We start from the raw sequence: 24,791 nt of genomic DNA, 5'->3' as shown, positions 1-24,791 counted from the left end.
CTTCCGGCGGCGCAACGCACGCACTCTGCATACAACGAGAAAGTCCCCATGAGCGAAATCAAGGAAATGCCGCTGGTCGAACTGTCGGCAAAAGACCTGCCGGCGTATTGCCCGAATCCGTCGATGCCGCGTTGGAGCACGCACCCGCGTGTCTTTATCGACGTGACGCACGGCGAAGCGCGCTGTCCCTACTGTGGTACGCGCTACAAGCTGCGCGACGGCGAAGTGGTCAAGGGTCACTAACCTTGAACACTGCGCGCTGATCGCTGATCGCTTGCGGCGCTCTTTGCCGACGCGCCTGCTGCCTGGTTCGTCATGTGACGGACCGGCTGTGCTTTTGCAGCAGAGGGTGGCGAGGCAAGCGCTTCGCAGCAAAACCGCAGCCGCGGCGGCGCCGGCCATGCCGGATCTGCGCCGCAAGGCACGCGGCTTTTCCTCTTTTACACAATCGAACGCCACGCGCATGACTCGCGCGGCGCTTCGTTTCGACACCGGACACTCACTCTGATGCGTCGCGCGTTGGTTATCGCACCGAACTGGATCGGTGACGCATTGATGGCGCAGCCGCTGTTTGCGCGCCTCGTGAAATTGCATCCGCGCATCGTGATCGACGCGGTCGCGCCCTCATGGGTCGCACCCGTGCTCGAACGCATGCCCGAGATCCGCGACGTCTACGCCACGGACCTCGCGCACGGCAAGCTGCAGATGCTGCGCCGCTGGCAACTGGCGAGCGACTTGCGCGATGTCGGCTACGACGCGGCCTATGTCCTGCCGAATTCGCTCAAGTCGGCGCTGATTCCGTGGATGGCGGGCATTCCGCTGCGCATCGGCTACACCGGCGAAAGCCGTTACGGCTTGCTGAACGTGCGCCATGCGAATCCGCGCAAGGACGAGCGCCCGCCGATGGTCGGCCACTACGCCGCCCTTGCCTACGCACCAGGCGCCAAAATCCCCGACGACCTGCCGATGCCGCGGCTCGAAGCGGACCTGAACGAAGCCTCGCGCGTCTCCGCGCGCTTCAATCTGGATACGCGCGTGCCACTGCTGGTGTTCTGCCCGGGCGCCGAATACGGCCCGGCCAAGCGCTGGCCGCCCGAGCATTTCGCAGCGCTCGCGCAGATGGTCGGTCAATCGTTCCCGTATACGCAGATCATCGCGCTCGGCTCGCCGAAAGATGCGCCGCTTGCCCAGGCCATCGCCGAGAAGGCGCCGAACGTGCGTAACCTGTGCGGCCAGACCGCGCTGGGCGAGGCCTGTGCGCTGATCTCACGGGCCAATGCAGTCGTCACCAACGATTCCGGCCTGATGCACGTCGCAGCGGCGCTGCGCCGGCCGCTGGTGGCCGTCTACGGTTCAACCGATCCGCGCCACACGCCGCCCTTGTCTGAGCTCGCGAAGGTACAATGGCTTCATCTTGAATGCAGCCCCTGTTTTCAGCGCGAGTGTCCGCTCGGGCATCTGAACTGTCTGAAGCAGTTGAGCGCCGAGCAGGTATTCGGCGATTTGCGCGGCATGTTGCTTGCGCAACGTTGAACCCGGTTGATTCGACTGATACTTGCACGCAACACCGCGCGCCCCTGAGCGCGTCGCGTCATGTTCGCGCCTTGCGGCGCGGGCATTCTCGCGCTTAGGTGCGATTGTCCGGTGCTCCGGACTGTCCCGCTGACCGCTGACCGCTGCCCCGCAACCGCGCGCCGCGCACAAGAGACTGACGAGCCATGCCACGTTTTGCCCATATCTTCGAAGCCGCCGCCGATACGCTGAATGCCTATTACCAGGCCGTCGCCGAGGTCAATATCGACAGCTTGATGGGCCTGTGGATCGATGAGGAGTTCGTTAGCTGCATCTGTGCCGACGGCTCGCACCTGCACGGCCTCGACAGCATTCGCGCCGGCTTGCAAATTCAGCTCGAAACCACGCCCGTTTCAATCGAACCGCTCGATATTCGCGTCTACGACAGCCTCGGCACCGTCGTCTACGCCATTGCCGAAGCACACCGGCCGGCCGATCCCAAGGCTACGCCCGCGATGGTGTTCACGACTTACGTCATGGTCCACGAGCGCGGCGAATGGCGGATTGCGCATATCCATGCGAGTCCGATGCCGAATGAGGCCGCCAGTCAGTTCGCTACAAAGATGCGGCATGGTCAGGGGTCGCTGCACTGACGCCTGATGGGCGTCACCTCTGTTTTGCGGGTTTTACCTTTTTTGCTTCGACGCTGGTATGAGTACGCCTCGCAGGAAGTCGCTCGCCCCGAAGGCCGTCCCCGCAGGGGATTGGGAAACGACGCACGATAAATCCGCTTCTGCCGGCGCAGCACGCGCCGCGGCCGCTGTCGAGGCCACCGTCGATCTGCTCTATCGCGCGCCGCTCTGGTTGCCGAACCGGCATGCGCAGACCATTGTCCCGTCGCTGTTTGCGCGCCGTCCAGCCATTACCTTCCAGCGCGAACGCTGGGATACGCCTGATGGCGATTTCATCGATCTCGATTGGGTGGTGCATGACAGCGCGACAGCCTCCGCGCTGGCCCCCGCGTCCCCACCTCAAGCTCCCGCAGACGATGCTCCGCTGTTCGTCCTGTTTCACGGCCTCGAAGGCGGGTCCACATCGCACTACGCCGCCACATTGATGGCGGCCGCGCGCGAATACGGCTGGCATGGCGTCGTGCCGCACTTTCGCAGTTGCAGTGGAACGCTGAATCTCTTGCCGCGTTTCTACCATCTCGCTGACAGCAACGAAGTCGACTGGATCCTGCGGCGTTTGCGCGCCACACATCGTGGGCCGATCGTGGCGGCGGGCGTGTCGCTCGGCGGCAATGTGCTGCTGCGCTGGCTCGGCGAGCGGCGTGAAGATGCGTCGCCAGTAATCTCGGCTGCCGCGGCGATTTCGACGCCGATCGACGTGCATGCCGGCGGCCGTGCATTGTCCCAAGGCTTCGGCATGGTCTACACACGCAGTTTCCTGAAGACGTTGAAGCAGAAGGCCGAGCAGAAGCTGGTGCAGTTTCCGGGGCTGTTCGACCGCGACACAATGCTGGAGAGCCGCACAATGTACGACTTCGACAACGTGGTGACGGCGCCGCTGCACGGCTTTCGCGATACCGACGATTACTGGAGCAGCGCGACCACGCGACCGCTACTGCCTGGGATTGCCGTGCCGACGCTGGTGCTGAACGCACGCAACGACCCGTTCTTGCCGGCCGAAGCATTACCGGCGCGGCACGAGGTGTCGGCGTCAGTAGAACTCGATCAACCCAGGCACGGCGGCCACGCCGGCTTTATGACCGGACCTTTCCCGGGCCGCATCGACTGGTTGTCGCGGCGCGTGCTCGGTTATCTGGAGCGGTACGTCGATCATGGATGACATCGTCAAGCAGGCCCTGGCCAAATGGCCGAATGTGCCAAGTTGCATCGGATGGTTGATGCTGGACCGGCGCGGCAACTGGCGCATGCGCGATGAAGCCGCCCAGGCCAGTGGTGCGCCAGGTACGCCGATCCGGCATGAGGCGTTGCTCGGATTTATCAATCGGAATTACGACGCCGATGAACACGGTCAGTGGTTCTTCCAGAATGGGCCGCAGCGCGTGTATATCGAGTTGGGTTATACGCCGTGGGTGGTGAGGTTGTCCGCCGATGCCGCTGGGGTGCTTTCCTTGACGGATCAGGCCGGCGGGGCTTTCGAGCCTTCGGCCGTGTTTGTCGATGATGAAGGTGGGATTCTGTTTGTCGATGGCTCGGCGCCACCGAGAGTCGCGGTTTTGCACGATCATGATCTCGAGGTTTTTTCTGATCACGCAACGTTGGGCGACGACTCGCTGAGCGGGGCGTTTCGCTGGAACAATGGGGTTGTGCTGCCCTTGCAGGGTGTGCAGCGAAATGAGGTGGCCGCGCGGTTCGGGTTTGTCGAGAGTCCGGCGGCGAATGCCTAGTCTTTTGCCCGTTTGGCGTCCGGGTCCCTTGCGTGGTCCACGGTCTGGTCAGATCGCGAATGCCAGCAACCACTAACTCTTCTCATCAAGCCGTTCCTCTTTGTAGCGGCTTTCCATTTCATGTAACCGGGCGTCGACGGTAGCGAGATCGTAGTAGCCGATCGCCTTCAGATCACGCGCTTCCTTCAGTTGCCGGATGGCCGACGGCCAGGCCCCCTCGAGTGCGAATTTTTCGGCCAGCGCCCGATGCTGCGTCAACGCATCTCCACTGCCGGCGCTTGCCTGCGCGAGATACATCCACCAGGCAGGTTGATCGGGTTGTGCATGCGTTGCTTTAAGCGCCAGAGCCTGCGCGTCGGCAAATCGCTTCAAGGTCAGTAACGTCTGGATATGCATGTCGATCGCGGCGTTCGACTGCGGCCAGCGTTTCTGCGCAAAATCGGCAAGACGCGCCGCCTCGTCGTCACGCCCGGTGCGACGCGCAATGTCGGCCGCCAGCACGTCGAGGCTCGGCGAACTGCGCATGGGCTCACCTTCACCGCGTTCACCCGCTGCAAACGCAGCACGCGACGAAGCCAGCGACGCAGCCGCATCGTCGTATCGCTCAAGCAGCATCTGCCCGTAAGCAATCCCGTACCAGTTCGCGGCGACGTTCACCGCGGTACGGTCCTCGATTTCGGAGCGCAGGCGCGATATCTCGTCCGCGTATTCACTGCGCGAGCGATCCTGCAGCAGGCGCGCCCGCGCCCGCACAAAACCATATTCGGACGTCTGATGCGGCTGCCGGTAAGGCGCGCGCCGCGCACGGTCTTCCATGTCGGCGATTCGTTCGCCGGTCAGCGGGTGGGTGCGCGCGTAGGCCGGTATGCCCGTGTCGCTCATTGCCGCACGATCGAGGCGGCCGAAAAACGTCGTCATCGCGTAAGGATCGTAGCCGGCGCCGGCCAGCAGCAGAAAGCCGACGCGGTCCGCTTCATGCTCGGCGGAGCGCGAGAAACGCAACTGATTGTCGACCGCATAGGCCTGACCGCCGATCGCAATCGCACTGCCGAGATCGCCGCTATGCGCGAGCACACCCGCCAGAATGCCGAACAACAGGCCGGCGAGCGCGGCGTAGGAACTGCGCTCGCCGGTCGTAATCATCCGCGAAATGTGCCGCTGCAAGACGTGCCCCATCTCGTGGCCGAGCACAGAGGCGAGCTCGGACTCGGTTTGCGTCGTCACGATCAGGCCGGTGTTCACACCGATAAAGCCGCCCGGCAATGAGAAGGCGTTGATCTGCGCGTCGCGGACCGCGAACAACTCGAAGTCCGGACGATAGCCACCGATGTAGAGCGCGCTCGCCGCTGCGGCGAGTTTCGCGGCGACCGAGTTCAGGTAGTCGCGCACGAGCCAGTCGTCGAGATAATCGGGGTCGCGGCGCAATTCGCGCATCACGCGCTCGCCGAGTTTGCGCTCGGCTTGCGGCGTCAGCGAGCCGGATCCGCCGTTGCCGAGGTCGGGCAGTTGCTGCGTGACGATCGCGGCGCGCCAGCCGGCGGTCGCGCCACTATTGCCGGAGAAGCGGCTCTGCGCGCCGCCATAGACGCCGAATACACCTTGGGCGATGTCCGGCGGCACGGTGGGGTCGGCAAAGGTTTCGACCGGGCCGCTTTCCAAGGGCGGTTCCGCGGACTGCATATTGAGTGCGAGGCTCGTACTCGAAGCGGCGCGCGATTGCGCGAACGCGCCCGGCGGAGCCGCGAGCGCGACAGACAACAACGCTGCAAGAAACCGTTTCGAACGCATCGCGAGGTCGGTATGACGAAGTCGAAAAGCGACGCCCGCCGCTCGGACTAAGATAGCGGACATAGCGTAATTGTAATCATCCCGGCCCGTCCGACCACACTGCTATGATAGGCGCCCTCTGAAGGAGCCCAACCATGCCTGAACTCACTCATTTCGACGCTGCCGGCCAGGCGCATATGGTGGACGTCGGCGGCAAGCAGGAGACCAAACGCATCGCCATCGCGCGTGGCTCGATTCGCATGCTGCCGGAGACGTTCGCGCTGATCCGCGACGGCAACGCCAAGAAGGGCGATGTGATCGGCATCGCGCGCATCGCCGCGATTCAAGGTTCGAAGCGCACCGCCGATCTGATCCCGCTATGTCATCCGCTCGCGCTGACGCGCGTGAAAGTGGATTTCGAGCTCGATGAAAAGCTGCCTGGCGTGCATTGCACGGTGCAAGTGGAAACGCTGGGACGCACGGGCGTGGAAATGGAGGCGCTGACGGCCGTTCAGGTCGGCCTGCTGACGGTGTACGACATGTGCAAGGCGGTGGATCGCGGCATGATGATCACCGATGTGAAAGTGCTGGAGAAGCACGGCGGGAAGTCGGGGGATTGGGTGGCGGGTTGATGACGTCCAGCGTCGCCGCCCCGCTCCACCTCGTCAGCTACAGCTACAGCTACAGCTACAGCTACAGCTACAGCTACAGCTACAGCTACAGCTACAGCTACAGCTACAGCTACAGCAAAGAATAAGGCTACAAAACGACAGCGCGGCTCAATCGTCGTCGCTGTCGTCGTCCTGATTGACGTCGCCTGGCGGCATGCCATAGCGCTTGACCAGTTCCGCCTTGAAACCGGCCAGCGTCTTCTGCTCGTCGCATAGTGCATACAGGTAGGCCAGCTGCGACGGCCAGTCCTTCAGCTCCTGAGCAAAGATCTTCAGGCGCTCGACGGTGTCGAACGCTCCCGCCGTATCGCCGCTCAATGCCTGCAGCACCGCATACCGGCGCAGCACGGTTTCACCCGGCAGCAGCGCGATCGCCTGCTTGTGCATGGCGAGCTTGTGTTGCAAGTCCATCGAATTCATCGGCAACAGCGTCGCGAGCCCGTACTCGCCCCACGCCTGGAACAGGAACGACGGGGCGGCGCGATATTGCTCGGCGGGACGCGAGCCGTAATACAACACCTCGGCGCGCGCGTAGTCGCGATACACCGGATACAGCGAGGCCAGGCCTCCGAACACGATCACAGCAAACGCACCGAACGACAGGCGGCCAGGCACGAGGCGCAGCGGCCGTGTCTCGAGCAAGCCGAACACGAGCATCGCCGGCAGCAGGAAGAACATGTACTGCTGCGGATACTCGACCAGCGCATGCATGACCAGCACACCGATCAACGCGATGCCGAACACACGTGCGGCGCTCTGCGGCGCGCGGACCACGCGCATCAGCCACGTGATCAGGCCGAACAGCACGATCGCGAGGCCGATCAAACCCGTTTTCGCGAGCAGGTCGATGAAGATGTCGTGCGAATTATTGGCAATCTCGACGCCGCCCAGTGACTTCGCATACTCGAACTGATAGCTCGGAAACTCGCCCCAACCGACACCCAGCAGCGGATGCGCCTTGAACATCGTCCAACCGTATTTCCACAGCGCAAGGCGCGGCGCGATCTGGCCGGCGTCCTTGAAACGCTCAGCCGCGGACTGGCCGAGCTCCAGGTGGTAGTGCACGTTGGCCCAGCGGATCAGCGCGTTCACGACAAAGAACAGTACCGCCAACGCGATCGGGATCAGCCATTCGCGATTGCTGCGGCGCAGGAGCGGCTCACTACGCGTCTGCGCGAACGCCATCCAGAAACCCGCCACCACAATCACGCCCATCTGCAGCCAGGGGCCGCGCGATACGGTCAGCGCGAGCCCGATGGCGAAAATCGTCGAGACGAGCAGCCAGATGCTGACGGCAAGGCGGCGTGTCTGCACGAGGAACAGCGCACCCGCCATTGCGAACGCAATATAGGTGGCGAGGTGGTTCGCTTGCGCCATATTGCCGAACGGCCGGCGCTCGACGGTCACGTTATACGCGACGACCAGCGGCGACACGCGCGTCTCGAGGTGGAACAGCTGGATCACCTGGCAGAACACCGCAAACAGGCCGCCGACGATCAACGCCCCGGCCACCCAGCGCAGCGCTGTTTCGTTCAGCTTGACGCGTGCGAAGCCGTAGCCGGCATGCGTCGCCATGAATGCGGCGAGCAGGTAACCACCGCCAAGCCAGTTCATCGACGGCTGCGAGACCGGCAGCAGCGCGGATTGCGCCACCAGCACCAGCCCGAACAGCAACGGCACCAGCGCGACAACCGGCGACGCAAACGTCACACGCGGCCTGGCAGTCCACACCAGCTGCACGACACCCGCGCCCATCAGTAGATACAGCGCGAGCGCCGTGAATTCAGCGTAGAAGGTCGGTATCGGATACGTGTGGTTGACGACTGCATAAGGCAGCACCAACGCGAGAGCCAACAGAATGAGAGACAGGTAGCGCGCAAATGGGGTGGGCATCGAGTAACCGGTGGGCGTCAGCAACCGGCGCACTATACAAAAAAATCCTCCTGCTGTGCGCCGGCCGGGCTGAAATATCCCGAAAATCAGCCTTTTACGTTCGGATAACAACTCACCCGATCTTTCACCCCATCGCTTACGAGCGGCACTCCGGTGGTGCAAGGTTCGACGGTAATGACGGCGCATCGGCAGGTGCGGGTCCGGCGCCCGGTGCTGGCAACGAGGAGGCCGTTTTGCCGCCGGCGAAACACTCCCAGGTGACTGCGCCCGCCTGCACGGCGCCCTTGCTCAAGGCGATCCGCGCAGTTGGCGCGTCGGCATTGTCCGGCACCGAGGGCACCAGGGTCAGCGTATTCGACCCGGCAGGCGCGACGCGCGTCGTGAAAGCGACGGTGATCTGACCGGTGTCGTCGTCGACGTGAACGGATTCGACGTTGCGGGTGCCGGGTGGCGACGCATAACCGCCGCCGAACGCATTGCCGCTAGCGGCGTTTTCGGACACCGCGAGCCGCGCGGATGCCGCCAGCGAGAGCCCTTCGCCCACGCGACTGCGGGCCAGATAGTCCTGATACGCCGGAATCGCATAGGCCGCGATTACACCGACAATCGCCAGCACGATCATCAGTTCGATCAACGTAAAGCCGAAACCGAAACGGCGGCAGACGCGTGCAAACGGCGCGGTCCAGCGCGCCCGTTCGAACGCATTCCTTGGGGAAAGCGTGGTGTGTGAACAAGGGGAATACGGCAAAGTAACGGTCATCGGCAGGCTCCTGAAACGCAAAACGCCTGCCCCTCGAATCGGGGACAGGCGTTTCAATCGTAGCCAGCGGTGCTCGTTCCACACAGTCAGCCGAATGGCTAACGTTGTGCTGACGCGGCGGCGCTCAGGTCAGGTCAGATCGGCGTGCGGTTCGCATCGCGCCGGTCCGCTCGTGCGTCGGGTTCGATCTCAGCTCGCCGTGCGGCCTGTGCTGCGCCGCTCGACTCAGACTCAGCGTCAAACCGCTGCGCGATTCGCATTGCGCCGCTTGAGCAGATAACCGAGGATCACGACGAACAGCGCACCGGCAATGCTCATGCCGTACTCGGCCACCGGCGAGTCCAGGATCGGCCAACGGTCGCCGGCCGGGTCGTTGACGATCAGACCACCCGCGATCCAGCCGAGCAACGCGGCGCCGAGCGTGATGACGATCGGGAAGCGGTCGAGCAGCTTCAGCACCAACTGGCTGCCCCACACGATCAGCGGAATGCTCACCACCAGCCCGAAAATCACCAGCGCGAGACGGTGCGCCGGGTCAGCCGCCTCGGCCGCGCCCGCAATCGCGATCACATTGTCGAGACTCATCACGGCATCCGCGATGATGATGGTCTTGATCGCCGACATCAGCTTGTCGGCCGGCTTGACGTTCTCGTGGACATCATGCGCGGGCGCCATCAGACGCACGCCGATCCACAGCAGCAACAGGCCGCCGGCGAATTTCAGCAACGGTACGTCGAGCAGCGCCACGGCGAACGCAATCAGCGCGACGCGCAGCACGATGGCGCCGGCCGTGCCCCACAGCACGCCTTTCGTACGCTGCGCAGGCGGCAGGTTGCGGCAGGCAAGCGCTATTACGACAGCATTGTCCCCACCCAGCAGGATGTCGATGACGATGATCTGAATGACTGCGCCCCAATGGAGCGTGGCGAAGAACTCGAGCATGAGTGAAAGAATAAAAAGGAATCGGGCGCGTGGGCAATAAAAAAGCGGAGGAGTCTACACTCCCCCGCTTTTCAGGACTGCCTGCTCACGAAAGGGTTTCGTAAGCGTATCAAAAACGCGCCGTGACTGCGCGCGAATTTCGTTTTTACAGCATCGCCTTCAGAAGACGCGCCATTTCCGACGGGTTCTTCGTAACAGTGATGCCGCAGGCTTCCATGATTTCCAGCTTGGCTTCAGCCGTATCCGCACCGCCCGAGATCAGCGCGCCGGCGTGGCCCATGCGCTTGCCCGGAGGCGCCGTGACACCGGCGATAAAGCCAACCACCGGCTTCTTCATGTTGTCCTTGATCCACTCAGCGGCATTCGCTTCGTCCGGACCACCGATCTCGCCGATCATGATGACGGCGTCCGTTTCCGGATCGTCGTTGAACATCTTCATCACATCGATGTGCTTCAGACCGTTGATCGGGTCGCCGCCGATACCGACTGCCGACGATTGGCCGAGGCCGATCGCCGTCAATTGGCCAACTGCTTCATACGTCAGCGTGCCCGAACGCGACACAACGCCGATGCGGCCCTTGCGGTGAATGTGACCCGGCATGATGCCGATCTTCAGTTCGTCTGGCGTGATCGTGCCCGGGCAGTTCGGTCCAAGCAGCAGCGTCTTGCGGTTTTCTGCACGCATGCGGGCCTTGAGCTCGATCATGTCACGGACAGGAATGCCTTCCGTGATACAAATCGCCAGATCCAGATCGGCTTCGACCGCCTCCCAGATCGCAGCAGCAGCGCCTGCCGGCGGAACGTAAATCACCGAAACAGTCGCGCCCGTTTCAGCCTTGGCTTCAGCGACGCTTGCGTAGATAGGAATGCCTTCGAAATCTTCGCCAGCCTTCTTCGGGTTCACGCCCGCAACGAACGCTTCGCGGCCGTTTGCGTATTCACGGCAAGCACGCGTATGGAACTGACCGGTTTTGCCGGTGATGCCCTGCGTGATGACCTTGGTGTCTTTGTTAATCAGAATCGACATGTATTGACCTCTGTTCGTTTGGCGTCGCGCTATTGCGCCGCGAGGCAGGATGTTCACTGCCCGCGTCGCTCACGCGCCGCCATTCGTAATCCTGGTTAATCCTGGCTAAATGGATAACCGAGCGCTCTTTACTTGCCTTGAGCGGCCGCGACTACCTTCTGAGCCGCTTCTTCCATGCTGTCTGCCGCAATGATCGGCAGGCCGGATTCAGCGAGCATCTTCTTGCCCAGGTCTTCGTTCGTGCCCTTCATGCGGACCACGAGCGGCACCTTCAGCGACACGGCCTTCGATGCCGCGATCACGCCTTCCGCGATCACGTCGCAGCGCATGATGCCGCCGAAAATGTTGACCAGAATCGCCGTCAGGTTCGGATTCTTCAGCATGATCTTGAACGCTTCCGTGACCTTCTCGGTCGTGGCGCCACCGCCCACGTCCAGGAAGTTCGCCGGTTCGCCGCCGAACAGCTTGATGGTGTCCATCGTTGCCATTGCGAGGCCAGCGCCGTTCACGAGGCAGCCGATGTTGCCGTCGAGCGAGATGTAGGCGAGGTCGAACTTCGACGCTTCGACTTCAGCCGGATCTTCTTCGTCCAGATCGCGATACGCGACGATTTCCGGATGACGGAACAGCGCGTTCGAATCGAAGTTGAATTTCGCGTCCAACGCGATGACCTTGCCGTCGCCGGTCAGGATCAGCGGGTTGATTTCGGCCAGCGATGCATCGGTTTCCCAGAATGCCTTGTACAGGCCTTGCAGGATCGAACGTGCTTGCGGCAGCGAAGCGGCGGGCACGCCGATCTTCGTCGCAAGTTCGTCGGCTTCGGCGTCTTTCAGACCGGTCGACGGGTCGACCGCGATCTTGTGGATCAGCTCAGGCGTCTTTTCCGCGACTTCTTCGACGTCCATGCCGCCTTCGCTCGACGCCATCACGACGATCTTCTGCGAAACGCGATCGATCACGAGGCCAACATACAGTTCCTTCTTGATGTCAGCGCCTTCTTCGATCAGCAGACGATTCACCTTCTGGCCTTCCGGACCGGTCTGGTGCGTGACGAGCTGCATGCCGAGGATCTGGTTCGAGTATTCACGAACCTGTTCCAGCGACTTGGCGACCTTCACGCCGCCGCCCTTGCCACGGCCACCCGCGTGGATCTGAGCCTTCACGACCCATACCGGGCCGCCGAGCTCTTCCGCGGCTTTGACCGCATCATCCACCGAGAAGACCGGCTTGCCGCGCGGTACCGCGACGCCGAATTTCCGCAGGATTTCCTTACCCTGGTACTCGTGAATCTTCATGCGTGATTCCCTTCAGTCTGAGAGTTGGATTGAACATCGTTTCCGCTGCCGTCGTTCATGCCGGACGTGTTGCCGCCCCCACCTGTCTGGCGGGCCGCCCCGTCGCCTGACGATGCCACGCGATCCGCTGAACGCGGTGCGTGGCCATACCAGCGCGGATAAAACTGTTGCACCGCCTCGCCGTCGAAACGTAGCGCGTGGCAGCGTCCCAACTGGAATGGCGGTTTGTCGTTGGAATGCTCGTCTGTGCTGTTAGACGAATCGTCTCCTGAACTTCCGCTCGCGCCCGGCGTGCCTCCATTGGTGTTCCATACGTCGCCGGCGAAGGCCTGGATTGCAGCGGTCGGCAGAAGCGCGCACAACTCGGTGAGATGCGTGCAGCCAGCCGTGCCGGCCAGCAAACGGGCAGCATCGCGACGGAAGTTGTGGAACAGATTGAGCCCAATGAGGGCACGGTAGGCGGGATTGGCGGCTTGGCACAACCCTGGATAGGGCACCCAGTCGGACGACGCTTCGGCGTCGACGACGTTGAGCTTGCGATCGATGGTGATGCGAAGCCAGAGTTCATGGATCGGCTGACCATTTGGCCGGACGCCCGACGCAAGCACCACATCGCGCGGTTTTTCGTCGGTCAAGCACGCTTCCACATCCCACAGGCCATCGGCCCGCTCATAGGCTTCCGCTCTGATTGCGCGACGATGGCGCAACTGACGGGATACTGGCGGGGAGAGCGGCATGCGGAAAGGAAAGGCCGGATTGGAAAACCCTCAGATTTTAGCATACTGGGTATTTGAGACAGTTCGGAATGCGCAGCGCCGCCCGGCGAGCCGGAGAGCGCGGCAAACGCTATCTCAAAGTGGGGACGCGGCAGCGAAGCGCGGAGGTTTTCGCGCCGGGCCACGTGCGGTACCCAGCTAGTTGCCGCTTCACTCCTCGTCGATACCTTTGAGGATTTTGCCGATCGTCGCGCCGGAGAAACCGCGTGAGGCCAGAAAGCGCGCCTGCTTTGCCCGCTCGGCCGCCGTTTCGGGGAGCTGGCCGAATTTCTTTTGCCAGACGGTTTGAGCGCGCGCCAGTTCGGTTTCGCGCAGTTGCGCGCTGGCTTCTTCGACCAGCGTTTGGTCGACCGCATGCTGCTTCAATTCGCCGACGATCCGGCTCGCGCCCAACCGTGACGAGCGCCGATGGATCAGGCTCTCAGCAAACCGCGAATCGGACAGCCAGTTTTCGGCTTCCAGCGAATCGAGCAAGGTGTCGAGCGAATCGGTTTCTTCGACGAACGGCTTTAGCTTGCGCGCCAGTTCGGAGCGGCTGTATTCACGCCGGGACAAATAGCCGAGCGCACGTCCTTTTAACGAACGAGCGGGGCGTTGGGATTTTTTTTCGTCGTCCTGCCCTGGCTTCGCCTCACCGGGTGTGCGGCGTGAGCGGGTGTAGGTGGTTTCGGACGGGTCCGGTGCAGCTTGCGCGGAAGAATCGGACTGCGGCTGACGACCTGTGGCGCGATCGTGCGCATCGAACGACTCGAAGGGATCGGCGTCGCCGGCTGCGGCAAAAGGATCGACATCTGACGCGGACGAGCGCCGGGTGGCAGCGTTGCCGGCCGGATAGCGCGGTGAACGCGAGGTGGAACGCCCGAAGGAGCTTCCAGACGATTTGCCGAACGAACTTGATTTGCCGAACGAACTTCCGGACGAACTGCTGGACGAGTTTCCCGAAGACCGCCCAAACGATCGGGTGGGCCGGGAAGTCGACGAGGAAGAAGGTGACGACGAAGAGGATGACGACGACTCGATCGAATCGTCGCTACCGTCACGCGGGCCGTCCGCGTTGCGTCCAGCATTGGACAACGGCCGGCCCTTGCGTATCACGTGATGGTTACTCTTCTTCGCCCGCGACTTCGGCGGGTGCACCTGCCACCGCTTCCGCCATGGCATTCACGCCCAGCGATTCACGGATGCGGTTTTCGATCTCGCGGGCGATGTCCGGATTTTCACGCAGAAACTCGCGCGCGTTGTCCTTGCCCTGACCGATACGTTCGCCGTTGTAGCTGTACCAGGCACCGGCCTTATCGACGATCTTCGCTTGCACACCCAGATCGATGACTTCGCCCTGACGGGAAATGCCCTCGCCGTACAGAATGTCGAAAATCGCCTCGCGGAACGGCGGCGCAACCTTGTTCTTCACCACCTTCACGCGCGTTTCGTTACCGATCACTTCGTCGTTTTTCTTGATCGAACCGATCCGGCGAATGTCCAGACGCACCGACGCGTAAAACTTCAGCGCGTTACCACCCGTGGTGGTTTCCGGGTTGCCGAACATCACACCAATCTTCATACGGATCTGGTTGATGAAGATCACGAGGCAGTTCGTGCGCTTGATCGTGCCGGTGAGTTTGCGCAGCGCTTGCGACATCAGACGCGCTTGCAGACCCGGCAGCGAGTCGCCCATTTCGCCTTCGATTTCAGCTTTCGGCACCAGGGCCGCGACCGAGTCGATCACGATCATGTCGATCGAGCCTGAGCGCACCAGTGCGTCGGCAATTTCGAGCGCCTGTTCGCCGGTGTCCGGCTGCGAAACCAGCAGGTCGTTGACGTTCACGCCGAGCTTGCGCGCATACTGGATGTCCAGCGCGTGTTCCGCGTCGATAAACGCTGCCGTGCCGCCGAGCTTCTGCATTTCGGCGACGACTTGCAACGTCAGCGTGGTTTTACCGGACGATTCCGGGCCATAAATTTCGACCACACGGCCACGCGGCAAACCGCCGACGCCCAGCGCGATGTCGAGGCCGAGCGATCCGGTTGAGACCACCTGGATATCTTCGACCGCCTCACCTGCGCCGAGCCGCATGACCGACCCTTTGCCGAACTGTTTTTCGATCTGCGCGAGTGCGGCAGCAAGTGCCTTGCCCTTTTCAGCAGTCAGTCCAGCCGAGCCTTTCTTGCTTTCTTCCATGAATCGTCCTTTGCTATGATGAACGGCGTCCGAGGCAGATGTGCGGCCCGTTCTTAGAGGACAGCACACGAAACTCAGACACTGTATAAAAAAACAGTAGTTTTGGCAAGCGCGATTCTCATGCGAACGCGCATTTTTACTGTCACGCTGCCCAACTACCCACAATAATTTTCGGAGACGCTGTGCGCCGGGAGTTCACCCCACGGTGCCGGCAAGGCCAGGTTGGCGCACCATGCGAATTCTGATTGCCGAAGACGACAGCATACTCGCGGATGGTCTGGTTCGATCACTCCGCCAATCGGCCTATGCCGTCGATCATGTGAAGAACGGAGTCGAGGCCGACACCGCGCTTTCCATGCAAACTTTCGACCTGCTGATCCTCGATCTGGGCCTGCCGCGCATGTCGGGGCTCGAGGTGCTGCGCCGCCTGCGCGCCCGCAACTCGAACGTACCGGTGCTGATTCTCACGGCGGCGGACAGCGTCGACGAACGCGTCAAGGGCCTTGATCTCGGCGCCGACGATTACATGGCCAAGCCCTTCGCGCTGAATGAACTCGAAGCGCGCGTACGCGCCTTGACCCGGCGCGGCGCGGGTGGCGGCCCCACGGTGGTGCGGCATGGTTCGCTGTCGTTCGATCAGGTCGGCCGGATCGCCTATGTCAACGAACAGGTCATCGACCTGTCGGCGCGCGAACTCGGTTTGCTCGAAGTACTGCTGCAGCGGATCGGCCGGCTGGTGTCGAAGGAACAGCTCGTCGACCACCTGTGCGAATGGGGCGAGGAAGTCAGCAATAACGCGATCGAAGTCTACGTGCACCGGCTGCGCAAGAAGATCGAGCCAAGCGGTGTGCGCATCATCACCGTGCGCGGCCTCGGTTACTGCCTCGAGAAAGCCGCCCTGCCCGCGAACGCGAACGTGAACATGGGTGCCAATCCGCTCGCGCCACATGGCCTCGCCGAGCCCGAACCGCCCTCCTCGCCTGCGTCGGCCGCGATGCCGGCGAGTCATCACTACAAATAGAGGACACCCATGTCCGCACGCGCAGACCGCGCTACGGCGCACGCGGCGGACCTCGACGAGGCGCGCGACGAGCGCTACGCCAATCCGTTCGCCCCGCCCGACGAGACCGAAGCCGCCGCCGAGGCGCGCCCGCGCTCGCTGTTCGGCGAAATTCTCGACTGGATGCTGGCGCCGCTTCTGCTGCTTTGGCCGATGAGCCTCGCGGTCACCTACCTGGTCGCCAAGTCGATCGCCAACGGACCGTTCGACCGCGCGCTCGAAACCGACGCTTACGTGCTCGCCCGCCAGATTCATCCGATCAATGGCGTGGCGGAGCTGTCGCTGCCCGACTCCACCCGCGATTTTCTGCGCGCCGACAATGTCGACACCGTGTTCTATCAGGTTCTCGGCACGCACGGCGAACTGGTGGGCGGCGAGCGCGACATGCCGCTACCGCACGAGGAAGACCGTCCGCCGCCGGGCCTCGTTGAATTCCGTGACGACGTGCTGCGCGGCAACGATATCCGCGTCGCCTATACGACCGTCGAATTTCCACAGACGCCCGGCGCGCAGCCGGTTCTGGTACAGGTTGCCGAGACGCTCGACAAACGCAGCCAGCTTGCCAACGACATCATCAAAGGCGTGATCTTGCCGCAGTTCGTGATCCTGCCGCTGGCGATCCTCCTCGTGTGGTTCGGCCTGTCGCGCGGACTCGCGCCGCTGCACGCCCTGCAGGCGCACATCCGCGCACGCCGCCCGGACGATCTGTCGCCGCTCGAAGCCCGTCTCGCACCGCCGGAGATCGAGCCCCTGGTGACATCGTTCAACGATCTGCTGACGCGCCTCGAACAGAACATGGAATTGCAAAAGCGCTTTATCGCCGACGCCGCGCATCAGATGAAAACGCCGCTGGCCGGTCTGCGCACCCAGGCCGAGCTTGCACTACGCCAGGATGCCTCCCCGGAAGTCCACCGCTCGCTCGAGCAGATCGCCACCAGTTCGGAGCACGCGGCGCGCCTTGTCACCCAGTTGCTGGCCTTGGCGCGCGCGGAAAACCGCATGTCCGGGCAGATTTTCACGCCGGTCGAGGTGACGGAGATGGCGCGCAACGCCGTGCGCGACTGGGTTCAAGCCGCGCTCGCCAAGCAGATGGACCTCGGCTACGAAGCGCCCGAAGAACCGGTCGAAGTCGACGGCAATCCGGTCATGCTGCGGGAAATGCTCTCGAATCTGATCGACAACGCGATCCGCTACACGCCGGCTGGCGGACGGATCACCGTGCGGGTGCGGCACGACGTGACGGCGCGGCTCGTGCATCTGGAAGTCGAAGACACCGGGCTCGGCATTCCGGTGGCCGAGCGCTCGCGGGTAGTCGAGCGTTTTTACCGGATTCTCGGCCGTGAAGGCGACGGCAGTGGCCTCGGGCTGGCAATCGTCCGCGAGATCACGACGATGCATGGCGGGGCGATGGCGATCGACGATAACGTGTATCAAACGTCGCCGCGACTCGCCGGAACGCTCGTGCGTGTCAGCTTGCATGTGCTCAAACGGCCACGGGACTTACCCTAAGGGCGCAAGGGTTCACGCATTGGCCTTCACTCATATTGAGATATATTGGCCGCACATTACAAGAACTTATCGGCTACTTGCCGGTTTTTGACGTGAATTTCCTCATCACACCCGAGACCGCCATTTCACCCCGCCACGTCAGTACGCCGTAAGTTTCCACTCCAATAATCGGTTTCACGGGAATGCCTTTGCCGGCGGACCGCGTGCACATATCAATATTGGAGACGACATATGGCTACTGTTGGCGGGCAAATCTCGCACGTGCCGATGACGCACGATGAGAAGCGGGTGATCTTCGCATCGTCGCTAGGTACGGTTTTCGAGTGGTACGACTTCTATCTGGCCGGCTCACTTGCGATCTTCATCAGCAAGAGCTTCTTCTCCGGCGTCAATCCGACTGCCGCCTTCATCTTTACGCTCCTCAGCTTCGCCGCCGGCTTCGCGGTGCGGCCGTTCGGCGCGATCGTGTTCGGACGCCTCGGCGATATGGTCGGGCGCAAACACACGTTCCTCATCACGATCGTGATCATGGGCCTGTCGACCTTCCTGGTCGGCTTCCTGCCCGGCTATGCATCGATCGGCATTGCGTCGCCGGTGATCTTCATCGCGATGCGCCTGCTGCAGGGTCTTGCACTCGGTGGCGAATACGGCGGTGCGGCAACCTACGTCGCGGAACATGCGCCGGCGGGACGCCGCGGTTTCTATACCGCGTGGATCCAGACCACCGCCACGCTCGGCCTGTTCCTCTCGCTGCTGGTAATTCTCGGCGCGCGCACGGCCATGGGCGAAGACGCGTTCGGCGCCTGGGGCTGGCGCATTCCGTTCCTCGCGTCGATCATCCTGCTCGGCGTGTCGGTGTGGATTCGCCTGCAACTGAATGAATCACCGGTGTTCGCGCGCATCAAGGCTGAAGGCAAAACCTCGAAGGCGCCGTTGACCGAAGCATTTGGTCAGTGGAAGAACCTGAAGATCGTGATCCTCGCGCTGATCGGCCTGACCGCCGGCCAGGCCGTGGTCTGGTACACGGGTCAGTTCTACACGCTGTTCTTCCTGACGCAGACGCTAAAGGTCGATGGCGCGACGGCCAACATCCTGATCGCGATCGCGCTCCTGATCGGCACGCCGTTCTTCCTGTTCTTCGGCTCGCTGTCGGACCGCATCGGCCGCAAACCGATCATCATGGCCGGCCTGCTGATTGCTGCCTGCACGTACTTCCCGCTGTTCAAGGCGCTGACCCACTACACGAACCCGGCGCTGGAAACTGCTACGGCGAAAGCACCGATCGTCGTGATCGCGAACCCGGACGAGTGCTCGTTCCAGTTCAATCCGGTCGGCACCGCGAAATTCACGAGTTCCTGCGACATCGCCAAGAGCGCGCTCTCGAAGGCCGGCTTGAACTACGAGAACGTCGCAGCGCCGGCAGGCACGCTGGCGGAGATCAAGGTCGGCGATACGGTGGTCAACACGTATGACGGCAAGGCGGCCGACGCCAAGGACCAGGGCAAGACGTTCGACAAGACCCTGGCGACCACGCTGAAGACAGCCGGCTACCCGCCAAAAGCCGATCCGTCGCAGATCAACTGGCCGATGAGCGTGGTGATTCTGACGATCATGATGATCTACGTGACGATGGTCTACGGGCCGATTGCGGCGATGCTGGTGGAGATGTTCCCGACGCGCATCCGCTACACCTCGATGTCGCTGCCGTATCATATTGGCAATGGCTGGTTCGGCGGCTTCCTGCCGGCAACAGCGTTCGCGATCGTCGCGGCGAAGGGCAACATCTACTCGGGGCTGTGGTATCCGATTGTGGTCGCGCTCATCACGCTCGTGATCGGCATGCTGTTCGTCAAGGAAACCAAGAACTCGGATATCTACGCCCAAGACTGAAGCGCCTGACGGACGAGATGATCTAAAAAAGTTGTACGGCGGGGGTTGACAGCCCCCGGCCCTATCCTCATAATCTCGCTTCTTTCGGCGAATTAGCTCAGTTGGTTAGAGCGACGGAATCATAATCCGCAGGTCCGGGGTTCGAGTCCCTGATTCGCCACCAGTTGCAAGAAAAAGCCGCTGATCCACAAGGTCAGCGGCTTTTTTGTTTTTGGCTTTCCAAACAGCAACTTCAAGGAGGTTTCTTGATGACGTTCCGCACCGCCGCGCTTGCCGCGGCCACCGCATCCTTCGCGCTTATCACCGCCGCGTCGCCGCTCACCGTCAATGCCCAAATGCCGCCCGACAGTCAGTGGCGCGCCAGTTCGCTCATGCTTGCGACGTTGCTGCAGGACGGCTACAAAATCGCTGCGGTAGTGAATGGCGCCCACGTCGATTCCGGCTCGGCCAATACGATTTTCGTTCAGCGCGATCAGAGCGCTTTCAAATGCATCGACCCGTCGCCGGCCGATACGAAAACCAAGGCAGCGTGCTTCGAACTGGTTCAGCCGTCGGGGGCCGCGTCCGAATCCAAATGAACGAATGACTTTGCAGATGCGAGCCATCGGCCTGAAGGCTCGCAACGAAAAAGGAACTGGCGCAAGTCAGCTCCTTTGCAATACCTTGTCCGGTCCCGCGCTAACTGAAACGGGAGCAAGCCCCGCGTTCAACGATCGACGATGCGGCTGAGATTACCGCGCACGCGTTGCAACAGCGCGATGAGCTGCTTCGCTTCCTGATCGGTAAAACCGTTCAGCGCTTCGAGCGCGACTTCATCGCCTACTTTGCGGGCCTTGCCGAGAGTGCGCTCGGCCTTCGGCGTCATGCGCACCTGGCGCTCGCGGCGATCCTGCGGATTGGCCGTGCGCTCGATCCACCCCCCCTCTTCCATGCGGTCCAGCAGGCGTCCCGCCGAAATCGGCGCGACTTCGAGCAAATCCGCGAGCCGAGCCTGGTTGACGTCGCCGTAATGGGCGAGGTTGGCGAGCACGCGACACTGCGCGCGCGTCAGATCGACCGATGACTTCGCGAGATCGTCGAAACGCTTGCCTGTCAGGCGGCCGACGTCGGAAATCAGAAAGCCGAAACGTTCTTCGAGTTGGGTGTTCATGTGCGGATTATACGAAAGGCTTTCGTTTGTCATCGTCGGAATGGGTGCAAAACGGACGCAATTCAGGCTCCGCATAATTCCTGGTGGGCGCATGCGCTTGCAGCCGATATACTAAGCATGCTTACTATATCGAAGATCCAGCTCCCCCATGTCCTCCGACTCCCCGCCGACGAGCGCCGCCGCCCCGCTCAACCGGCCGATGATCAACGTCTCGATCATGCTCGCGACGTTGATCCAGACGCTCGACAGCACCATTGCCAACGTCGCACTGCCGCATATGCAGGGCACGCTGTCGGCGTCGCAGGACGAGATCACGTGGGTGCTGACCTCGTATATCGTCGCGGCCGCGATCGCCACGCCGTTGACCGGCTGGCTGTCCGACCGGCTGAGCGTCAAGCGGCTGCTGATCTTCGCGATCGGCGGGTTCACGGTAGCCTCGGCGCTATGCGGATTGTCGGAAACGCTGACGCAGATCGTCGCATCGCGTTTGCTGCAAGGGGTTTTCGGGGCCTCGCTGGTGCCGCTATCGCAGTCGATCCTGCTCGACATCAATCCGCGCGAAAAGCAGGGCCAGGCGATGGCGGTGTGGGGCATGGGCGTGATGGTCGGGCCGATTCTCGGGCCGACGCTCGGCGGCTGGCTCACCGATAGCTACAACTGGCGCTGGGTGTTTTTCATCAACGTGCCGATCGGCGCGTTCGCGCTGTTCGGCGTGGCAACCTTCCTGCCAGCGCGTGAACCGAAGCACGACGCGAAGTTCGACGCATTCGGTTTTGCCACGTTGGGTCTCGCCATTGGCGGGCTGCAGGCGATGCTCGACCGCGGCGAGCAGCTCGACTGGTTCGGCTCGCATGAAATCGTGATCGAGGCGCTGATCGCGGCGATCAGCTTCGCGTTCTTCCTCGTGCATACCGCGACCGTCGGCAAGAAATCGTTCTTCAAATACGAGTTGCTGAAGGACCCGAACTTCGCCACCGGCACGTTCTTCATCTTCGTGATCGGCGCGGTGATGTACGCGACACGCGCGTTACTGCCGCCGATGCTGCAAAACCTGATGAACTACCCGGTCGCGACCACGGGACTCGTCACGGCGCCGAGCGGCGCGGGAACCATGGTCGCGATGCTGATCGCCGGGCGGTTATTGAAGCGGGTCGATGCGCGGCTTCTACTGCTTGCAGGCTTCCTGATCTCTGCGTTCGCGCTGTGGCAGATGATGCAATACACGATCGTGTTGTCGGCGTCGGACATCGTCTGGCCTGGCGTGATTCAGGGCTTTGGTCTCGGCCTTGTGTTCGTGCCGTTGAGCGCGCTCACCTTCTCCACGCTTACGCCGGAACTGCGCGCGGACGGCACCGCGACGTACAGCCTGATGCGCAATATCGGCAGCAGTATCGGCATTTCGATCGTGCAGACGCTGATGACGCGCAACACGCAGGTGTCGCACGCGGACCTCGCCGCGAATATCACGCCGTTCAATCCGGCGATCCAGCCCATGCTCAATAGCGGCTCGAATTACGACCTGGCGGCGCTGAACGCGTCGATTACACAGCAGGCGTCGATGATCGCTTATCTGAACGACTTCAAGCTGATGTTCCTGGCAACGCTGCTGGTCATTCCGCTGCTGTTGTTGATCCGCCCGTCACGCCAGGCGCCGGACGCATCGGTAGCGCACGCAGCAATGGACTAACGTAGGCTGGGATGAGTTGCCGAGCGAAACACGTGGCGCATTCGCGCCGTGCTCACCCTTCGATTCTTCCGCGCGTCACGCCCAGCAACCCCGCCATCGCCTCTCGCGCCGCCACCGCGTCACGGTCGCGAATCGCTTCGAATACGGCCGTGTGCTCGCCAAGCGACGCGTTGAACACGTCCGCGCGTTTCGCATTCAGGCGTAGTTGCGCTTCCAACGTGCGCTCGATCAGCGTGCCGAGCGGAATCAGCAATTCGTTGCTGCATGCCGTCAGTACGCTCAAATGAAACTGCAGATCGGCGCGCACCCATTCGTCGACATTGCGTGCCCCGACCATCGACGCATGCGCCGCCGCCAGCGCATTGAAGGTGTCGCCCGTATGCGAGGCCGCCGCCAGACCCGCCGCGTACGGCTCGATCATCTCGCGCATTTCCTGCAACTTGAGCGCAAACGCCATTGGCTCGGCGACGCGCGAATACCAGTCGAGCACGTCGACATCGAGCAGATTCCACGCGATTTTCGGCCGCACTCGCGTGCCCACCCGCGGACGCGATTCGATCAGGCCCTTCGATGTCAGCGTGCGAAGCGCCTCGCGCAACACCGTCCGGCTCACGCCGAAGGTGTCCATCAACTCCGCCTCGCGCGGCAGGATCGAGTCAGGCGCGTAGTCGCCGCGCAGAATCGCGGTCGCCAGCAGATGAGCGACGCGCCCATGCAGATCGTGCTGAATAGCTTTCTCCCAGCGGCCTCTCGGCGCTATTGATAGCGGGCCTGAGCCCGGAACGACCGCGATTATCCGGCATCTCAACCGGCATACTCACTGCTTCGACGCCGGCCCGCACTCGGTGTCCAGCCAATATTTGGCCAATAGTACTATTAATAGTACTTAAACACCCTTTTGTTGTAGCATGTGAATCCTCGAAATTGCCCACACACGCAGGCACCCAGGCCGCAAGGAGACGCACACCATGAAAATCACCAAGCTCGAAACCTTCATCGTTCCGCCGCGCTGGTGCTTCCTGAAGATCGAGACCGATGAAGGCATCGTCGGCTGGGGCGAACCGGTGGTCGAAGGCCGCGCGCATACCGTGGCGACCGCTGTAGAGGAACTGTCCGACTACCTGATCGGCAAGGACCCGCTGCTGATCGAAGAGCACTGGCAGGTGATGTATCGCGCGGGCTTCTACCGCGGCGGCCCGATCACCATGAGCGCGATCGCCGGCGTCGACCAGGCGCTGTGGGACATCAAGGGCAAGCATCATGGCGTGCCGATTCATGCGCTGCTCGGCGGCCAGGTGCGCGACAAGATCAAGGTGTATTCGTGGATCGGCGGCGACCGTCCGAGCGATGTCGCGAATAACGCGCGCGCCGTGGTCGAACGTGGCTTCAAGGCCGTGAAGATGAACGGCTCGGAAGAATTGCAGATCATCGACACCTTCGACAAGGTGCAAGGCGTCATCGACAACGTCGCCGCCGTGCGCGAAGCGGTTGGGCCGAACATCGGCATTGGCGTGGACTTCCACGGCCGGGTGCATAAGCCGATGGCGAAGGTGCTGGCCAAAGAACTCGACCCGTACAAGCTGCTCTTCATCGAAGAGCCGGTGTTGTCGGAAAACGCGGAAGCCTTGCGCGACATCGTCAATCAGACCAACACGCCGATCGCCTTGGGCGAACGTCTGTATTCGCGCTGGGACTTCAAGCACATCCTGTCGGGCGGCTACGTCGACATCATCCAGCCGGACGCGTCGCACGCGGGCGGGATTACCGAGTGCCGCAAGATCGCGTCGATGGCCGAGGCGTACGACGTCGCGCTCGCGCTGCACTGCCCGCTCGGTCCGATCGCACTGGCCACCTGTCTGCAGATCGACGCGGTGAGCTACAACGCATTCATCCAGGAACAGAGCCTGGGCATTCACTACAACCAGGGCAACGACCTGCTCGACTACATCAAGAACCCCGAAGTCTTCAAATACGAAGACGGCTTCGTGTCGATTCCGCAAGGCCCGGGCCTCGGCATCGAAGTGAACGAAGAGAAAGTGCGCGAGATGGCGAAGGTCGGCCACCGCTGGCGCAATCCGGTGTGGCGCCACGAGGATGGCAGCGTCGCGGAATGGTAAGCGCGTGACTGGTTTGCCCGAATGATCGAACGCCGCCTGCGGGCGGCGTTATCTTTTCTGTCGTTGGCCGGGCACATGGTGCGAATCCGGCAACAGGTCGAGCCGGGCGTGCCTCAACCCTACGGTAGCGACGCGTTACG

Annotated in this window: 24 protein-coding genes and 1 tRNA gene; 14 read left to right on the top strand and 11 right to left on the bottom strand. The window is 62.3% G+C overall.

What is annotated here, in order from left to right; all coding sequences use genetic code 11:
* The first annotated feature begins 48 nt into the window (after positions 1 to 48).
* From PQQ52_RS27430 to PQQ52_RS27410, 5 genes are all read left to right on the top strand, one after another.
* Positions 49 to 243 (top strand): zinc-finger domain-containing protein, encoded by a 195-nt coding sequence (locus PQQ52_RS27430; RefSeq protein WP_017772808.1) that lies wholly within the window; start codon positions 49 to 51, stop codon positions 241 to 243.
* A 264-nt stretch (positions 244 to 507) separates the two neighbouring features.
* On the top strand, positions 508 to 1,533 hold the full coding sequence (waaF, locus tag PQQ52_RS27425; protein WP_408218374.1) for a lipopolysaccharide heptosyltransferase II: 1,026 nt from the start codon (positions 508 to 510) through the stop codon (positions 1,531 to 1,533).
* A 185-nt stretch (positions 1,534 to 1,718) separates the two neighbouring features.
* On the top strand, positions 1,719 to 2,165 hold the full coding sequence (locus PQQ52_RS27420; protein ID WP_408218371.1) for a nuclear transport factor 2 family protein: 447 nt from the start codon (positions 1,719 to 1,721) through the stop codon (positions 2,163 to 2,165).
* A gap of 58 nt (positions 2,166 to 2,223) precedes the next feature.
* Positions 2,224 to 3,363 carry a YheT family hydrolase gene (locus tag PQQ52_RS27415; protein WP_408218369.1) on the top strand — a complete coding sequence of 380 codons (1,140 nt, stop codon included), beginning with the start codon at positions 2,224 to 2,226 and terminating at the stop codon, positions 3,361 to 3,363.
* On the top strand, positions 3,356 to 3,928 hold the full coding sequence (locus PQQ52_RS27410) for a DUF2946 family protein (RefSeq protein WP_408218367.1): 573 nt from the start codon (positions 3,356 to 3,358) through the stop codon (positions 3,926 to 3,928). The genes PQQ52_RS27415 and PQQ52_RS27410 overlap by 8 nt, the downstream gene beginning before the upstream one ends.
* 72 nt (positions 3,929 to 4,000) lie before the next feature.
* On the opposite strand, the gene PQQ52_RS27405 is transcribed toward PQQ52_RS27410, so the two are convergent.
* Complete coding sequence (locus PQQ52_RS27405) at positions 4,001 to 5,716, bottom strand: M48 family metalloprotease (RefSeq protein WP_408218364.1); 1,716 nt, start codon at positions 5,714 to 5,716, stop codon at positions 4,001 to 4,003.
* A gap of 134 nt (positions 5,717 to 5,850) precedes the next feature.
* Between PQQ52_RS27405 and moaC the strand changes: the two genes are divergently transcribed.
* A complete protein-coding gene (gene moaC, locus PQQ52_RS27400) occupies positions 5,851 to 6,327 on the top strand; it encodes a cyclic pyranopterin monophosphate synthase MoaC (protein ID WP_408218362.1) in 477 nt (158 codons plus the stop codon).
* The gene (locus PQQ52_RS27395; protein WP_408218360.1) at positions 6,327 to 6,452 is read left to right on the top strand and encodes a hypothetical protein; all 126 of its coding nucleotides are present in this window, start codon (positions 6,327 to 6,329) and stop codon (positions 6,450 to 6,452) included. Before moaC ends, PQQ52_RS27395 begins: the two co-directional genes overlap by 1 nt.
* 22 nt (positions 6,453 to 6,474) lie before the next feature.
* Here PQQ52_RS27395 and PQQ52_RS27390 read toward each other — a convergent pair whose 3' ends face one another.
* The 8 genes from PQQ52_RS27390 to recA all read right to left on the bottom strand — a co-directional run bounded on the left by PQQ52_RS27390 (position 6,475) and on the right by recA (position 15,238).
* Entirely contained in the window at positions 6,475 to 8,259 is a 1,785-nt protein-coding gene (locus PQQ52_RS27390) for a PglL family O-oligosaccharyltransferase (protein WP_408218357.1), read from the bottom strand.
* A gap of 136 nt (positions 8,260 to 8,395) precedes the next feature.
* Positions 8,396 to 9,019 carry a pilin gene (locus PQQ52_RS27385; protein ID WP_408218355.1) on the bottom strand — a complete coding sequence of 208 codons (624 nt, stop codon included), beginning with the start codon at positions 9,017 to 9,019 and terminating at the stop codon, positions 8,396 to 8,398.
* Between the two features lie 237 nt (positions 9,020 to 9,256).
* Positions 9,257 to 9,961 (bottom strand): TerC family protein, encoded by a 705-nt coding sequence (locus PQQ52_RS27380; RefSeq protein ID WP_408218352.1) that lies wholly within the window; start codon positions 9,959 to 9,961, stop codon positions 9,257 to 9,259.
* 145 nt (positions 9,962 to 10,106) lie between these two features.
* Entirely contained in the window at positions 10,107 to 10,988 is an 882-nt protein-coding gene (gene sucD, locus PQQ52_RS27375; RefSeq protein WP_097390342.1) for a succinate--CoA ligase subunit alpha, read from the bottom strand.
* A 128-nt stretch (positions 10,989 to 11,116) separates the two neighbouring features.
* Positions 11,117 to 12,283 (bottom strand): ADP-forming succinate--CoA ligase subunit beta, encoded by a 1,167-nt coding sequence (gene sucC / locus PQQ52_RS27370; protein ID WP_211613843.1) that lies wholly within the window; start codon positions 12,281 to 12,283, stop codon positions 11,117 to 11,119.
* Complete coding sequence (locus PQQ52_RS27365; protein ID WP_408218349.1) at positions 12,280 to 13,020, bottom strand: DUF2889 domain-containing protein; 741 nt, start codon at positions 13,018 to 13,020, stop codon at positions 12,280 to 12,282. Before PQQ52_RS27365 ends, sucC begins: the two co-directional genes overlap by 4 nt.
* A gap of 189 nt (positions 13,021 to 13,209) precedes the next feature.
* Positions 13,210 to 14,133: a recombination regulator RecX gene (gene recX, locus PQQ52_RS27360; protein ID WP_408218413.1), complete on the bottom strand. Its 924-nt coding sequence runs from the start codon at positions 14,131 to 14,133 to the stop codon at positions 13,210 to 13,212.
* Between the two features lie 28 nt (positions 14,134 to 14,161).
* Positions 14,162 to 15,238 (bottom strand): recombinase RecA, encoded by a 1,077-nt coding sequence (recA, locus tag PQQ52_RS27355; RefSeq protein ID WP_408218346.1) that lies wholly within the window; start codon positions 15,236 to 15,238, stop codon positions 14,162 to 14,164.
* A gap of 232 nt (positions 15,239 to 15,470) precedes the next feature.
* On the opposite strand from recA, the gene PQQ52_RS27350 reads away from it, so the two are divergent.
* From PQQ52_RS27350 to PQQ52_RS27330, 5 genes are all read left to right on the top strand, one after another.
* A complete protein-coding gene (locus PQQ52_RS27350; protein WP_408218343.1) occupies positions 15,471 to 16,259 on the top strand; it encodes a response regulator in 789 nt (262 codons plus the stop codon).
* 9 nt (positions 16,260 to 16,268) lie between these two features.
* The gene (locus PQQ52_RS27345) at positions 16,269 to 17,807 is read left to right on the top strand and encodes a sensor histidine kinase (protein WP_408218340.1); all 1,539 of its coding nucleotides are present in this window, start codon (positions 16,269 to 16,271) and stop codon (positions 17,805 to 17,807) included.
* A 231-nt stretch (positions 17,808 to 18,038) separates the two neighbouring features.
* Positions 18,039 to 19,697: an MFS transporter gene (locus tag PQQ52_RS27340; RefSeq protein ID WP_408218337.1), complete on the top strand. Its 1,659-nt coding sequence runs from the start codon at positions 18,039 to 18,041 to the stop codon at positions 19,695 to 19,697.
* Positions 19,698 to 19,783: 86 nt separating this feature from the next.
* Positions 19,784 to 19,860 (top strand) — tRNA-Met (locus PQQ52_RS27335).
* A gap of 85 nt (positions 19,861 to 19,945) precedes the next feature.
* Positions 19,946 to 20,275 (top strand): hypothetical protein, encoded by a 330-nt coding sequence (locus PQQ52_RS27330; protein ID WP_408218410.1) that lies wholly within the window; start codon positions 19,946 to 19,948, stop codon positions 20,273 to 20,275.
* 128 nt (positions 20,276 to 20,403) lie between these two features.
* Here the strand turns inward: PQQ52_RS27330 and PQQ52_RS27325 are convergent, their stop codons facing one another.
* Positions 20,404 to 20,847, bottom strand: coding sequence for a MarR family winged helix-turn-helix transcriptional regulator (locus tag PQQ52_RS27325; RefSeq protein ID WP_408218334.1), 444 nt, complete (start codon positions 20,845 to 20,847; stop codon positions 20,404 to 20,406).
* A 148-nt stretch (positions 20,848 to 20,995) separates the two neighbouring features.
* On the opposite strand from PQQ52_RS27325, the gene PQQ52_RS27320 reads away from it, so the two are divergent.
* Positions 20,996 to 22,534: a DHA2 family efflux MFS transporter permease subunit gene (locus tag PQQ52_RS27320; RefSeq protein WP_408218332.1), complete on the top strand. Its 1,539-nt coding sequence runs from the start codon at positions 20,996 to 20,998 to the stop codon at positions 22,532 to 22,534.
* Positions 22,535 to 22,586: 52 nt separating this feature from the next.
* On the opposite strand, the gene PQQ52_RS27315 is transcribed toward PQQ52_RS27320, so the two are convergent.
* On the bottom strand, positions 22,587 to 23,294 hold the full coding sequence (locus tag PQQ52_RS27315; RefSeq protein ID WP_408218407.1) for a FadR/GntR family transcriptional regulator: 708 nt from the start codon (positions 23,292 to 23,294) through the stop codon (positions 22,587 to 22,589).
* Between the two features lie 208 nt (positions 23,295 to 23,502).
* Between PQQ52_RS27315 and dgoD the strand changes: the two genes are divergently transcribed.
* Positions 23,503 to 24,651: a galactonate dehydratase gene (dgoD, locus tag PQQ52_RS27310; RefSeq protein ID WP_408218329.1), complete on the top strand. Its 1,149-nt coding sequence runs from the start codon at positions 23,503 to 23,505 to the stop codon at positions 24,649 to 24,651.
* Positions 24,652 to 24,791: the final 140 nt, after the last annotated feature.

Origin of the sequence: Paraburkholderia sediminicola, assembly GCF_046030555.1 — a bacterium.
Taxonomy (GTDB): domain Bacteria; phylum Pseudomonadota; class Gammaproteobacteria; order Burkholderiales; family Burkholderiaceae; genus Paraburkholderia; species Paraburkholderia sediminicola_E.
The sequence above is the reverse complement of the archived record's forward strand: the minus strand, read 5'-3'. Positions and strand labels throughout refer to the sequence as shown.